A 14802-nucleotide genomic window follows, 5' to 3' on the forward strand; every position below is an offset into this window, starting at 1 on the left:
GGTAAAATTAAAAGACCTGAGTCCGATAGAATACCGAACTCAGGTCTTAGAAGCTGCTTAAATTATATGTCTAACTTTATTGGGTCAGATCAACTTTGTCTACAGTTTTTTTATGGCATGTACAATTTGGACGTTGATTTACGCTCCAGGCACTCGCTTTCCACGAGCCTCCGGGGTCTCCCTAGACGCGCTTTTCCCGCAGGAGTCTTGCACCTTCCTCTCCAATCAGCTTTGTTATAAAAATTAGTTAGAAACCATACCTGATGAGTTGAAGGTGTTGGTTTGGGAACATCATTTGATAAAAGTCACGTTTTCCGAACCCCTTTTGTCTACAAACTGCAATCAGTAGCAAAAGGCTATCGGTTTTTTATTCCCGTTTCTCCTTAAAAAGGTTAAATTGTTCATTTTGCCTGGTGTATAATAGAATATTGAGAATGCCATTTAGGGGGATTACATAGTGAGTGGGTATAATATTGCGGATCTGGTATACCAATTGTTTTGCCTTTTATTTCTAATCCTGATCATCGTTGGGACCGTATCCCTTTTCCGTTCCATCAAGCACCGTAAAACCAGACTGGATATCATGGAAAAGAAAATGGATGATTTGCATGAACTGATTAAAAGGGGAAAAAATTGACGGCGGCATCGTGCAGGCGTTCAAGCTGTAGGTAAACTCGAAGAAAAACGAGTTTGCCTGCAGTTTTTTTTATTTAAAGAACTTGATTTCAGAAATAATATTTTTATTTTAAATCATGGTTATCACCTGTAATAGCTTGATGGGCATTCGGCAGGAGACCATTCCGAACCCTATGTTGTCGCAGTTTTTATTATTTGAAAAACTTTCCAGTTGGAACGGAAGGTACGAGACTCCTGCGGGAAAAGCGTGTCCAAGGGAGACCCCACAGGCGCAAAGAGCGCCGAGGAGGCTCCCGGACCGCCCGCGGAAAGCGAGTGCCTGGAGTGGAAAGCAACGTGATTCCACAAACTCCGGCAATTATAAAATAATTTATACTGAAATAACTTAGTGGAAAGCGCTCTTTCCGAATTTGGAAAAAGAGGATTGGATTTTAGCATTGATTGAGAGACATAAAAAAATAGAAAAAGGAAGGGAATTGTCAAAAATAAGCAGTTTTACATAGGGGTGTCGGGATTGTGGGGCAAATTTCATGTAAGGCCGCTGGTATGGAAGATGCATGGTTTGTTTCGGTCTTTTACCCTATAATGGAATAGATGTGTATTTAAGGATTTGGTGAAAAAGTCTATCAGGAATGCTCGACCCTATAACAAATCGACGGAGATGGAGAATGCTGAACATTCGGTCCTTTTGTTAGGTAACTTTTGAGAAGTGGGAGGAGTCGGTATCATGAAAGAAGTTATTGCAGTAAAAGAAATCACTAGGTTTAAAACACGGACGGAGGAATTTAGCCCGTACGCTTGGTGTAAAAGGATGTTAGAAAATGACCCCGTGAGTTATCACGAAGGAACGGATACGTGGAATGTTTTTAAATATGAAGATGTGAAACGGGTTCTCAGTGATTATAAACATTTTTCAAGTGTTCGGAATCGGACTACGATATCGGTTGGAACGGATAGTGAGGAAGGTTCTGTGCCTGAAAAGATCCAAATCACGGAATCGGATCCACCTGATCATAGAAAACGCCGTTCACTGCTGGCAGCAGCATTCACACCTAGAAGTCTTCAAAACTGGGAACCTCGCATTCAGGAAATTGCAGATGAATTGATTGGACAAATGGATGGTGGAACGGAAATCGATATTGTGGCATCATTGGCGAGTCCGCTTCCGATCATTGTCATGGCCGATTTGATGGGCGTTCCCTCGAAAGATCGTTTATTGTTTAAGAAATGGGTGGATACCTTATTCCTTCCTTTTGATAGGGAAAAACAAGAAGAAGTAGATAAATTGAAGCAAGTGGCAGCAAAAGAATACTATCAGTATTTGTATCCGATTGTTGTGCAAAAACGATTGAACCCGGCGGATGATATCATCTCAGATCTATTGAAGTCAGAAGTGGATGGGGAAATGTTTACGGATGATGAGGTTGTCCGGACGACCATGCTGATTTTAGGTGCAGGAGTCGAGACAACCAGTCATTTATTGGCCAATAGCTTTTATTCGCTGCTATATGATGACAAAGAAGTTTATCAAGAGTTACATGAAAACCTGGATTTAGTTCCGCAGGCGGTCGAAGAAATGCTCCGTTTCCGATTCAATCTCATTAAATTGGATCGCACTGTAAAGGAAGATAACGATCTATTGGGAGTGGAATTGAAAGAAGGGGATAGCGTGGTTGTTTGGATGAGTGCAGCTAATATGGACGAAGAGATGTTTGAAGACCCCTTCACACTTAATATCCACCGCCCTAATAATAAGAAACATCTCACATTCGGTAATGGCCCTCATTTCTGCCTGGGAGCACCGCTTGCCAGGCTGGAAGCGAAGATTGCGCTTACTGCATTCCTGAAGAAATTCAAGCATATTGAAGCGGTGCCATCGTTCCAGTTAGAAGAGAATCTTACCGATTCAGCGACAGGGCAAACTTTGACATCACTACCGCTTAAGGCAAGCCGCATGTAAAAAACGAAAGACCTTGTGCCCTAACCTGCATAAGGTTTTTTTCTTTTTGCATGTTGAATGGTATGCGTTAAATATGTTCCTGCCACTCCTTGAAACGTTCGACAGGAAATCTTATAGTAACCTGAAGTTGAGGTGACAATGACGAATAGAGTAGTATGATAAAGTAGAAAATTTTGTGTCCAGGCATGTTCCCCGAATTAGGTTGGCGGGCGATGATTTACACCCACCATGCAATGAAGAAGATATGATAAAATAGAAATTTCCAGATGAAACAGTTTTAATAAGTGAAAGGATGTTATTATGAAATTAAAGCAGCAATTAACCATTGCCTTTATAATAAGTGTACTTTCTTTAATCGGGTTCAGTTTCATGGCATTTACCATAAGTGCAAATGAATACCTGAAATTTGATGAAGATGTGATTTCCGTAGTGCAGGGATGGGAATCCCCTCTTCTGACGGACATCATGAAGTTCTTTACTTACATAGGTTCAACCGCTTTACTGATCATCCTTTCCTTGGTCATTTTGTTTTTCTTATATAGGGTTTTGAGGCATCGTTTGGAACTAGTCTTATTCACTGCAGTCATGGTGGGTTCACCTCTTCTCAATTTGATGGTTAAGCTATTCTTTCAACGCGCCCGGCCCGATTTACATCGACTCATCGATATAGGGGGATACAGTTTCCCAAGTGGACATGCCATGAATGCATTTTCTTTATACGGTATTCTTACATTTCTGCTATGGCGTCACATTGCGGCTAGGTGGGCAAGGATTCTATTGATTCTTTTCAGCATGATGATGATCCTCTCGATAGGTATTAGCCGAATATACTTGGGGGTCCATTATCCAAGTGATATCATTGCCGGGTATTTGGCGGGCGGTTGTTGGATTGCGATTTCCATCTGGTTTTTCCAAAGGTATCAAGACCGGCGGAAGAACAAAGATCGTTAATAAAGGGAGCAAGGTTATTGCAAGATAGGCAGCCGGCAGGTAACAAGCCAGCTGTTGATTCAAGAAAGTTAGGAGCGTATTAAATGGAAAACTGGATTACGGAATTCATGAATGATTTTGGGTATATGGGAATCTTTCTATTAATAGCATTGGAGAATATTTTCCCGCCGATCCCGTCTGAGGTCATTCTTACTTTTGGCGGTTACATGACGACAAAAGCGGATATGACGATTATCGGTGTCGTGATCGCTTCGACTCTAGGGTCTGTGGCAGGGGCAGTCGTCCTTTATGGAATTGGTTTACTTCTTGATGTGAAGGTCATTGAAAGGTTCGTGGAAAGATGGGGCCATATTCTTCGGTTAACGGTATCGGACGTCCATAAGGCGAATTCATGGTTTGACAAATACGGGTCATGGACCGTGTTTTTCTGCAGGCTGGTTCCGCTGATCAGAAGTTTGATCTCGATTCCAGCAGGGATGTCCCATATGAGCTTTTGGCTCTTCCTGATTTACACAACATCCGGAACATTAATTTGGAACATCATCTTGGTGAATATCGGGGCAGCTGTTGGCTCTTCGTGGGAAGATATTGTAGGGTACATGGACATTTATTCAAACATCGTATATGCGATACTGGCCTTGCTATTGATCGCTTTCGTTGTTTTGATTTTTAGAAGGAATAAAGGCAAAGTATAATCTCAGTTGAAGTGATTGGGCCGTTATCATCGGCATTCATTCCCTAACCGAATATGACCATTAAAGGCTGTCATTGCGACAGCCTTTTTCTTATTGGAGGAAGAAAACTGAACCCAGAATAAAGGGGGAGTGCTTTGGACAAAATGAGTGAAACGAAAAAGGAATGAGGTTCGGTGCTATGGCTTCTTTTTTCAAACAAAAGAGACAAGTGAAGCAACGTGAAAAGAAAAAGGAAGATGAAAGTCAATCCAAAAGCAAAACGCCTGATTATATTGAAAGTTCCCTTTCTGCCAATCTGGAAATCGTGAAGAAAAAGACGGGAAAAAGTCCCGACATCATTATCCGTACGTTGAAAATCGGGCAAAACCCGGAGATAAAAACAACTATTTTGTATGTGCAAGGTCTGATTGATAATCCTAGCGTTACGGACTTTATAATTGAATCAATCATGAAAAATCCCCACCTGTCAAAAAACATACTTCCACTGGAAGCAATGGAAATTATCTCTGAGGACGTGGTTTCCCTCGGTGGCGTAGAAAAGGTCACGGACTGGGAAAGGCTATTTTTGACATTATTATCAGGGGACAGCATCATTTTTGTTGATGGAGTAAACGTCGCCCTGGTTGCCAGTACAAGAGGAGGAGAGAAGCGCTCGATTCAGGAGCCAAGCACGCATTTGACTGTCCGGGGATCAAGGGAAGGGTTTACGGAATCGAATGGAACGAACATCGCCATGTTACGCCGGATCATCAATACCCCGGATTTATGGATAGAGTCGATGAAAATAGGCACGGTGACAAAAACGGACGTTTCCATCATGTATATAAATGGAATTGTCAAGGAAGGGATTGTCGAGGAGGTCAAGAAGCGCTTAAATCGAATTAACATCGATAGCATTCTTGAATCAGGATATATTGAACAATTGATAGAAGACCAGGTCATGACCCCATTCCCAACCCTTAACCATACAGAAAGACCGGATATGGTTGCGGGAAATCTTCTGGAAGGAAGAGTGGCGATATTCGTTAATGGAACGCCTTTCGTCTTGGTGGCCCCGGCAATATTCGTACAGTTTTTTCAATCTGTCGAAGACTACTATAATCGCTTCGACATTGCTTCTGCCACACGTTTTTTACGGATCATCGTTTTCATCATCTCGATAGTCGGGCCAGCTGTCTATGTTGCAGCCACGACTTTTCATCAGGAAATGATTCCAACGAAGCTGCTGGTCATTGTAGCGGCCCAAAGGGAAACGGTTCCTTTGCCTGCCGTCGTTGAAGCGCTTCTTATGGAAATGACCTTTGAAATATTACGGGAAGCAAGTCTTCGGATGCCAAAGGCTGTTGGTTCGACGATGTCCATTGTCGGGGCACTGGTCATTGGGCAGGCGGCCGTCCAGGCTGGTATCGTATCGCCGGCAATGGTCATCATCGTCTCGATCACGGCGATTGCCAGTTTCGCAACCCCTTCTTATTCCATAGCGATTTCTGCCCGCATTGTCCGGTTCGGATTCATCATTTGTGCCGGCACTTTAGGTTTTTATGGGATGATTTTAGCCTTTATCATTCTCATCGTCCATTTATGCAGCCTGCGTTCACTTGGAGTTCCTTATATGACACCGCTCGCTCCTCTGAATCCTGAAGGGCTGGGAGATACATTCTTCAGAAGACCTATGTGGGCATTCAAGGAAAGGCCTAAATTTTTAACCAACGAAAATAATCTCATAAGGGAAGGCGAGAATCAAAGACCATTGCCTCCTGAATCGCGCGGAATGAAAACTTCTGACGAGAAAAAAGGTGAAGGCAATGAATCGTAAAAGATTAGTTCCGCTCTTGATGATGTTAATCGCCACCACATTCACCACAGGCTGTTGGGATAAAACAGAGTTAAACGAAATGGCCATCGTCTCGGCGGTTGGACTCGATAGAAATAAAGAAGGAAAGTTAGTGGGAACGTTCCAAATCATCAATCCAAGCAATGTAGCGGGAGCTCTTCAGGGCGGCGGCGGGACAAATCCACCGATATCCATTTATAGGGCCACCGCAAATAATGTGCTTGAACTGGATAGCATCGCTTCAACCAAGATTTCGCGGGATATGTATTTTGCCCATGCCAACCTGGTTGTCATCGGTGAGGAACTAGCAAAAGAGGAGGGCCTCAACGATATTTTCGATGCGTTTGAGCGCTCACCGGAATTCAGGGCAACTACGAGGATCGTGATTGCCCGGGGTGTGAAAGCAAGGGATATTGTCGAAACGTTAACTGCAATCGATAAGGTATCTGCTGAAAAAGTCATTAGGACGATTGAAACCACTGAAAAAACCCAGGGGAAAAGTATTAGCATCAATCTCCAAGAGGTGATCAAGAATCTGCTTAGTACCGGAAAAGAACCGATAATAAGCGGTTTTACCGTGAAAGGAAACGCGGGTAAGGAAGATAAAATGGAGAATACTATGTCCTCGGATATTGAGGCAAACCCTACTGCAGCAGGGATAGGTGTTTTTAAAGATGGAAAATTGATTGACTGGCTGGATGGTGATAAGGCAATAGGATCAATGTGGGTATTGGATAGGATCGAAAATACCCATTTAAACCTTGATTGGGAGGGTAAAAAAGACGCAATCACCTATTCAGTTATTCGGCAAAAAAGCAACGTCGGGGTAAATTTGGTAAACGGCAAACCGAAAATATCGATAAAGGTCCGTGCAGAGGGAGATATCCGGGAGGTGAATGTTCCTTTGAATCTAACCGATATGCATGTTCTGATAGATATTGAAAAGAAGTTAGCGAAAGAATTGAAGAAGGAGATGCAAGGTGCGATCGTTCAGGCACAAAAAAACAAATCCGATATTTTTGGCTTTGGGGAGCTCATGCACGAATCCCATCCGAAAGAATGGAAGAAACTAGAGAAAAACTGGGACGACGATACTTTTCCTAAACTGGAAGTTGATGTGCAGGTAGAAACTTTCATTCGCCGTACCGGATTACGTAATAAGCCATTTCTTTCAAATTTAAAAAAGAAAGATCAATAATGGAAAGGAAGTGGCATTCTCATGGAAAAGGCAAAAATCAGCGGTTACCAGCTGTTCGTCCTTATTTTCATGTTTGAAATGGGCAGTGCACTTTTGGTTCCGCTTGCAGGTGAAGCCAAGCAGGCTGCTTGGCTAGTCATCCTTATTGCGATGATAGGCGGATTTTTATTATTTTTCGTTTATTATGGCCTTTTTCAATACTACCCTGAGCAGCTGTTAACAGAGTTTGTAAAACATATATTGGGGAATTTTCTAGGCAGGATCGTAGCTTTTCTATACATCCTTTATTTCATCTATCTTTCTGCAAGGTGTCTGAGGGATTTCGGAGATACACTGCTTACTTTTGCCTATCCTCAAATTCCGTTATTTGTTGCGAACGCTGCATTCATTTTAGTCGTGGTGTATACGGTCCGTAAAGGGATAGAAGTATTGGCGAGGACGGGGGAACTATTCTTTGTCTTGGAGAATTTACTTTTAATGACCTTCATGCTTCTGATTATTGCTTCAGGCATGATCCATTTAAACAACTTAAAACCCATTTTTGAAATGGGCGGGACAGAGATGGTGAAAATGGGTTTCACTAAAACCGTATTTTTTCCATTTGGCGAGATCATAGTGTTTTTAATGATTTTTCCTTATTTGAACGAACCTCAGCGACTGAAAAAAATTGGGATAGGGGGCTTGGCGACAAGCGGTATTTTTCTCGCGGTAATAATGGCTGTGAATGTTGCTGTACTTGGTGTGGACCTTACGACACGTTCGCAATACCCTCTTCTTACCCTCATTCAGTCCATAGAGGTCGCTGGCTTTCTTGAACGTCTCGATGTGTACTTCTTGTTTTTGTTGTTGATTGGCGGGTTCATCAAGATAAGTGTATTAACTTATGTAGCGGTAACGGGTACGGCGAATGTTTTCAATGTTAAACAGCCCTCCAGACTTGCGTACCCTGTTGGCATGGTCATTTTATTGATTTCGATTATTATGGCAAGCAGCTATACGGAACATATCTATGAAGGGCTAGATGTCGTACCAAATTACATCCATCTGCCATTTCAGGTGATCATCCCGTTGCTTCTCTTGATCATTGCCTTTTTTAAGAGTCGGAAAAAAAGGAAAGGCCAGCACCAAAATAAGTTCCAAGGCGGAGTTGATCAAAAATGAAATTCTTCGGTATTACGCTTTTGCTTCTGATCCCTTTAGTGGTCATATCTTTAGGTATGGATATTCTTTTGGGATTTGATCTGGATAATTCAATCAAGCATGCCTTTAACCCATTTTTGGTGAAGGACCCCTCTGAACTTATCCTTTTTTTCATTCTTCTTGCATTCCTTGTATTCAGCTTCTTTTATCGAAAAAAAAAGAAAAAGAACCAGGTCAAAGGACAACAATGAAGTTGCAAATTCCCGTTGCTGAAAAAGAGATGAACTCCGAATGGGGGAGTTTGTCTTTTTGCTTTTTTACAACCCTGTAAACCCATTTCATAGTATGATGATAAAATGAGATATTTTCAGCGGAATGTAAAACCATTCAACAAAAACCCCCCGGGAGGAGGACGGCAATTTGGATATCAAATTGAATCGAAAAATCATAAAAGACATGTGCGGGGCCGTCTCCTTTAAAAGAGGGGAAGCTTTTCATCGTGCAAATAAAGTGACATTTGAAAGCTATCGTCATGATGGTTGTGAAGCATCGGTTAGAGGCAAGGAAGACTTCCATGTCACGATTGAAGTGGATGCAGTCGGCGGATTTCAGACGAAATGCAGCTGTCCTGCGCTAGCTTCCTTCCACAGGGATTGCCAGCATATTGCAGCCGTCCTGCTGTCGGTTTACGACCATCAGCGAGATGGAACGGTTCCTGAAGGTCTGCATGCTGCCGGTTCTGATGCTACAGCCCATGAGAAGCTGTCAGAGGGCTTGCTGACCCTTTTCAATAATCAGTCTGGACGGAAAAGCGGTCATCAGAGCCATTTTGAAAAAAGAACGATGCTTGAAACGGAATTTACGTGTAAGCCAGTATGGATGGGAATGGAACAATATATGTTAGGACTGGAAATGAAAATCGGTTCTCTCAATGTGTCGAATGTCCGGGATTTCCTGAAGCGAGTTAAAGAAGGGAAGCCTGCCCAAGTGTCCCCTTCATTTATATATGACCCGGTGCTGCATTGTTTTCAGAATGAAAATGATTCCGTGCTTCAGGAGCTTATTACAGTGATATCGGATGAAAAAGTCTATGTGGACGCCCTGACGGATAAATCTGAATATACATTGGCCGATCACTTATTACTTTTGCCTCCATCTTCTTTTCGAAGGCTTGTCCCCATCCTTGAAGCGGCGCCAATGGTGAAGCTTGCCTATGGCGGGCTTACATTCAATGGCTTTCGTTTATCAAACGGACCGCTTCCTTTACAGTTTGACTTTACCGAAAGCGAGGTAAAAGGTTATCATCTGAATATTAAAAGGCTGCACGAGATGATCGTCATGAATGCATACACATTGGTCCTATTTGAGGGGAAATTGGTTCAGCTCGAAAATGAGGATTTCAAACGCCTTTCAGAGTTAAAGCAAATGATGGAGGATTCGGGGATGAATCAAATTCCAATCCATCATGACCAGCTGGAATTATTCCTGGACAAGGTGGTACCAGGCTTGAAAAGACTTGGTGAAGTCCATATAGCAAGATCCATCACCGAATTGTTTTTGAAGACACCGCTGGTTGCAAAGCTATACTTGGATCGAGTGAAAAACAGGCTGCTTGCCGGGCTGGAATTCCATTATGAAAATATCGTGATCAACCCTTTGGAAAAACAGGAATCCAAGGTTATGAGGGATGTTGAGAAAGAGGCGGAGATAATAAAGCTGATGGAGGATAGCCAGTTTGCCAAGACGGAAGGAGGCTATTTCTTGCATAACGAAGAGTTGGAGTATGAGTTCTTATACCATATCGTTCCTAAACTCCAGAAGCTGGTACAAATCTATGCCACGACCGCTGTAAGGAACCGAATTTCCCGTGGAAATGCTGCACCGCGCATTAGGGTGAAAATTAAAAAAGAGCGTACTAATTGGCTCGAATTCAAATTTGAAATGGATGATATCCCAGATAAACAAATACGTGAGGTCTTAGCCGCGCTTGAAGAAAAAAGGAAATACTATCGTTTAAGGAATGGATCGCTGCTTTCCCTTGAAACAAGGGAATACGAGGAAATCAATCGTTTTCTGAATGCACTGCCCGTACAGGATGAAGACCTGGAAAGCACACTGAACATGCCAATCGTAAAAGGGCTCCAGCTCCTTGACTCCGTTAATGATGGCCAGACATTCACGATGGAAGAATCATTCCAGCAGTTTTTGGATAACATCAGGAATCCGGGCGCCTTAGAGTTCACGGTGCCAAATAGTCTGGACCCGATTTTGCGCGAGTATCAAAAAAACGGCTACAAATGGATGAAAGTCCTTGCACAATATGGTTTTGGCGGGATTCTTGCTGATGATATGGGTCTGGGAAAAACACTGCAAAGCATCACCTTCATTTTATCCGAGCTACCTGACATCCGTAAGAAAAGGGTTCCGGCGCTTATTGTCTGCCCATCTTCATTGACCTACAATTGGCTGAGTGAATTCACTAAATTCGCTCCTGATATACAAGCCGTCATCGTGGATGGAGACAAGACGGAAAGGACGAAGCTGCTTAAAGAAATGAAGGACGTGGATGTAGTGATCACTTCTTATCCATTGCTTCGGAAAGACATCAAGTCGTTTGAAAAAGAGGACTTCCATACGGTGTTTTTCGATGAGGCACAGGCCTTTAAGAACCCGATGACACAAACGGCACGAGCGGCCAAGAAGATAAAAGCGGCACATCGCTTCGCGTTGACTGGTACGCCCATCGAGAATTCACTAGAAGAACTCTGGTCCCTTTTCCACGTCGTATTCCCTGAACTATTCATGGGGTTAAAGGAGTATAGCAACCTCTCAAGGAAGCAGATTTCCCGCAGGATCCGTCCATTTTTACTGCGGAGAATGAAAGAGGACGTACTAGGGGAATTACCGGAAAAAATCGAGTCGCTGGAATCGATGGAACTGCTTCCCGATCAGAAGAAACTGTACGGCGCTTATCTGGCCAAGCTGCGGCATGATACGCTAAAACACCTGGACAAGGATACCCTTCGCAAAAATCGGATCAGGATCCTTGCAGGCTTGACCCGGCTTCGGCAAATATGCTGTCACCCCGCCTTGTTTGTGGACGGATATAAAGGCAGTTCAGCAAAATATGAGCAACTGATGCAAATTGTCGAAGATTCGAAGCATTCTGGAAGACGGGTGCTGATTTTCTCGCAATTTACAAAAATGCTTACAATCATCGGCAGGGATTTGGCCTTGAAAGGACAACCCTTTTTCTACCTGGATGGCCAAACCCCATCAAAGGAACGTGTGGAAATCTGTAATCGGTTTAATGCAGGAGAACGGGATATATTCCTCATTTCGTTGAAAGCGGGCGGTACGGGTCTCAATCTGACGGGTGCCGATACAGTCATTCTATATGACCTTTGGTGGAATCCGGCTGTTGAGGAACAAGCCGCGGACCGTGCCCATCGAATGGGGCAGAAAAATGAGGTTCAAGTCATCAAGCTTATTGCCCGTGGGACAATCGAAGAAAAAATGAATGAACTCCAAGAGAAAAAGAGACATCTTATTGAAGAAATCATCGACCCTGGAGACAAGTCGTCATCTGCTCTTACAGAAGAGGATATCAGGGAAATCCTGATGATATAATGGTTTAGCCGAAGGTAATAAATAAATAGTTCAGTTATGGAGCATTCCTCTTACAAAGGAATGCTTTTTTATTTTTAAGGCACTTTTCGTAAAGATTGTTGTTTTTAAAACGAAACTATTTAAGGTTGATTGGAGCGGAAGTGCGAGACTCCTGCGGGAGTAGCAGGACAGGTGAGACCCCACAGGCGTTTACGCCGAGGAGGCTCACCGCCGGCCCCGCGGAAAGCGAGCATCTGGAGTGGAAATCAACCACAACTCACTACCTGGTAAATAGGGAATAAAGTATGTGAAAACAACCATTTTAAAAAGAATAGGATATTTTATTAACAATAATAATATAATAAAAAACAACAATGTTTTATTGTAAAACGATAAAACGTATGTTAAATTAAATGGACAATAAATAAGTGAGGTGCTTTTTATGAAACTAGGAACAACACTCTTTTTAAAGATGGCTGTCATTCTTATTGGAATTCCAGTTCTTGCTTTGTGCATCTTCGTGGTGCCTGGAATAGCGAATTTTGCAGCAGAATTATATCCGGATATGGCTTATTTGAAATATCTCGTTTTAATCGACTTGTATGCATCGGCAATACCTTTTTACTTTGCTCTATATCAAGCCTTTAAACTTTTAAGCTATATTGACAAGAACAAAGCTTTCTCGGAATTATCTGTAAGAGCCTTAAAGACTATAAAAAATTGTGCAATCACAATAAGCAGCTTGTATGTAGCAGGCATGCCGCTCTTTTATCTCATGGCGGAAAGGGACGACGCCCCAGGTATCATATTAATCGGAATGGTCGTTATTTTTGCTTCAATGGTGATTGCAGTCTTTGCTGCTGTTCTTCAAAGGCTTTTACAAGAAGCCATCGATATAAAATCAGAAAATGACTTAATAGTCTGAGGTGAATAACTTGGCAATTATAATCAATATTGATGTGATGTTGGCTAAAAGGAAAATGAGTGTTACAGAACTTTCCGAGAGAGTTGGAATAACGATGGCTAATCTTTCCATATTGAAAAATGGCAAGGCAAAAGCGATTCGATTAACAACTTTAGATGCGATTTGTAAGGCTTTAGAATGTCAACCCGGGGATATTTTAGAATACCGAAATGATGAAGGCACTCAAGATTAAGATTTATAAAGGGGAGTTACTCATGAATGTAGATGAAAAAATGGAGGCACCAATCATGAGAGCATTAAAACAACTCGTTCGTTTTGGTTGGGAGCAGGCCCTATCATGCTTGTTTCCGGCCGTTATTTTTGCCTCTTTGGCTATTACAAAATTCATCCCGCTTCCCTTTCTGCCGCGGTATGACTGGCTGCTCATCATCTGCCTTCTAATGCAGTGGTGGATGCTGCGTTCCGGACTTGAAACACGTGATGAACTAAAGGTCATCACCTTGTTCCACCTTATTGGTCTTGCCCTTGAACTTTTCAAGGTACATATGGGCTCTTGGACTTATCCAGAGGAAGGATACTTCAAGTTATTTGGAGTGCCTCTGTATAGCGGATTCATGTACGCAAGTGTAGCGAGTTATCTTTGCCAGGCGTGGAGGAGGTTAAAGGTTGAACTGATCAAGTGGCCGCCGTTTTTGGTCGTTGTATCTCTTGCGCTTGCGATTTATTTGAATTTTTTCACCCACCATTATTGGATGGATGTTCGTTGGTGGCTATCTGGACTTGTCATCATCGTCTTTTGGCGAGCATGGGTCACATACGAAGTTGGTGGAACCCGTTATCGTATGCCAATCGCACTTTCTTTTGTACTCATCGGATTTTTCATATGGATAGCCGAAAATATCGCAACGTTCTTTGGAGCTTGGGAATATCCAAACCAAACCGATGCATGGAGTCTCGTTCATCTAGGGAAGGTAAGCTCATGGCTCTTACTGGTGATTGTCAGCTTTCTTATAGTAGCGACGTTAAAACAAGTTAAGGGGAAAGATTCCGCTGTGATGGATGAGGGTCAATTTTTATAAGATAATTATTCAAGTTAGATAAAAATAAGTATAGACGACACATTGTGTCGTCTTTGATTTTCTATGCTTTTATGTCATTCCTATGAAACAAGTTTTAATCCCACTGCTGCGCCAAGGACCATGGCTATAAAAACGACCCTGCGCCAATCTTTGGATTCCCCGTATAAGAGCATCCCGATTATCGCTCCGCCTGATGCGCCGATTCCTGTCCAGATTGCGTAAGCCGTTCCCATCGGCAAGGTTTTCATGGCATAAGCAAGGAACAGGAAACTTGCTCCAAATCCGATGAATAACAGCAGCAAGGATTGCCAATTTCGGTCTTTGTGCAATTTATTGATCATCGCAACCCCAAACATCTCAAAAAGCCCCGCTAAGATTAAAGAGACCCAAGCCATTATGATTCATCCCCTTTCTCAGCCTTATCATCCGTCACTAGCTTCAAGCCGACCACCCCTGATAATAAGAGGAGGATCAATAGCGTTTTGCTCAGCTTGAAGGATTCTCCAAAGAAAATGATTTCGGAAAAAACGGTCCCGGCTGTCCCCATGCCGACAAAAACGGCATATACCGTTCCGACAGGAAGCTTCCTGCCAGCCATTATCATCAAGTAAAAACTGATGATGATCGAAATGACCGTTCCAGTCCAAGTCCAAAAGTCATCCGCATGTTTTAAGCCAATCACCCAAAATACTTCAAAAAAAGCTGCAATGAATACTTTAATCCAGTTTGTGCTCATGTAAAACGCACCTCCGATTTTATTCTTTACCAAAAAAAC

At 42.7% G+C, this 14802-nt stretch carries 14 protein-coding genes; 12 read left to right on the forward strand and 2 right to left on the reverse strand.

Translation table 11 applies throughout. The features are described 5' to 3' along the window. Window positions 1–457: 457 nt before the first annotated feature. The 12 genes from ACZ9AO_RS19680 to ACZ9AO_RS19735 all read left to right on the forward strand — a co-directional run bounded on the left by ACZ9AO_RS19680 (window position 458) and on the right by ACZ9AO_RS19735 (window position 14027). A complete protein-coding gene (locus ACZ9AO_RS19680) occupies window positions 458–637 on the forward strand; it encodes a hypothetical protein (RefSeq protein ID WP_034309467.1) in 180 nt (59 codons plus the stop codon). 723 nt (window positions 638–1360) lie between these two features. Beyond that, entirely contained in the window at window positions 1361–2596 is a 1236-nt protein-coding gene (locus ACZ9AO_RS19685; RefSeq protein WP_476110129.1) for a cytochrome P450, read from the forward strand. Between the two features lie 300 nt (window positions 2597–2896). Beyond that, window positions 2897–3547 carry a phosphatase PAP2 family protein gene (locus ACZ9AO_RS19690; RefSeq protein ID WP_251541893.1) on the forward strand — a complete coding sequence of 217 codons (651 nt, stop codon included), beginning with the start codon at window positions 2897–2899 and terminating at the stop codon, window positions 3545–3547. An 83-nt stretch (window positions 3548–3630) separates the two neighbouring features. After that, complete coding sequence (locus tag ACZ9AO_RS19695) at window positions 3631–4242, forward strand: DedA family protein (protein WP_063590355.1); 612 nt, start codon at window positions 3631–3633, stop codon at window positions 4240–4242. Between the two features lie 178 nt (window positions 4243–4420). Next, a complete protein-coding gene (locus tag ACZ9AO_RS19700; RefSeq protein ID WP_251541891.1) occupies window positions 4421–6058 on the forward strand; it encodes a spore germination protein in 1638 nt (545 codons plus the stop codon). After that, window positions 6048–7274 carry a Ger(x)C family spore germination protein gene (locus tag ACZ9AO_RS19705; RefSeq protein ID WP_476109986.1) on the forward strand — a complete coding sequence of 409 codons (1227 nt, stop codon included), beginning with the start codon at window positions 6048–6050 and terminating at the stop codon, window positions 7272–7274. Before ACZ9AO_RS19700 ends, ACZ9AO_RS19705 begins: the two co-directional genes overlap by 11 nt. Window positions 7275–7295: 21 nt before the next feature. Then, a complete protein-coding gene (locus ACZ9AO_RS19710) occupies window positions 7296–8435 on the forward strand; it encodes a GerAB/ArcD/ProY family transporter (RefSeq protein ID WP_476109988.1) in 1140 nt (379 codons plus the stop codon). Beyond that, complete coding sequence (locus tag ACZ9AO_RS19715; RefSeq protein WP_251541885.1) at window positions 8432–8665, forward strand: YczF family membrane protein; 234 nt, start codon at window positions 8432–8434, stop codon at window positions 8663–8665. The genes ACZ9AO_RS19710 and ACZ9AO_RS19715 overlap by 4 nt, the downstream gene beginning before the upstream one ends. Window positions 8666–8834: 169 nt before the next feature. Then, window positions 8835–12044, forward strand: a complete 3210-nt coding sequence (locus ACZ9AO_RS19720) for a DEAD/DEAH box helicase (RefSeq protein WP_476109990.1) — start codon at window positions 8835–8837, stop codon at window positions 12042–12044. 421 nt (window positions 12045–12465) lie between these two features. Next, window positions 12466–12948 carry a DUF2975 domain-containing protein gene (locus tag ACZ9AO_RS19725; protein ID WP_251541882.1) on the forward strand — a complete coding sequence of 161 codons (483 nt, stop codon included), beginning with the start codon at window positions 12466–12468 and terminating at the stop codon, window positions 12946–12948. 10 nt (window positions 12949–12958) lie between these two features. After that, window positions 12959–13180, forward strand: a complete 222-nt coding sequence (locus ACZ9AO_RS19730) for a helix-turn-helix domain-containing protein (protein WP_034309451.1) — start codon at window positions 12959–12961, stop codon at window positions 13178–13180. A gap of 55 nt (window positions 13181–13235) precedes the next feature. Beyond that, on the forward strand, window positions 13236–14027 hold the full coding sequence (locus ACZ9AO_RS19735) for a DUF817 domain-containing protein (RefSeq protein WP_251541989.1): 792 nt from the start codon (window positions 13236–13238) through the stop codon (window positions 14025–14027). An 80-nt stretch (window positions 14028–14107) separates the two neighbouring features. Here ACZ9AO_RS19735 and ACZ9AO_RS19740 read toward each other — a convergent pair whose 3' ends face one another. Both ACZ9AO_RS19740 and ACZ9AO_RS19745 read right to left on the reverse strand, forming a co-directional pair. Continuing rightward, window positions 14108–14422, reverse strand: a complete 315-nt coding sequence (locus ACZ9AO_RS19740) for a DMT family transporter (protein ID WP_034309447.1) — start codon at window positions 14420–14422, stop codon at window positions 14108–14110. Next, window positions 14422–14763, reverse strand: a complete 342-nt coding sequence (locus tag ACZ9AO_RS19745; RefSeq protein WP_202311670.1) for a DMT family transporter — start codon at window positions 14761–14763, stop codon at window positions 14422–14424. The genes ACZ9AO_RS19740 and ACZ9AO_RS19745 overlap by 1 nt, the downstream gene beginning before the upstream one ends. Between the last annotated feature and the right edge of the window lie 39 nt (window positions 14764–14802).

This window comes from Peribacillus sp. TE19612 (genome assembly GCF_056279465.1).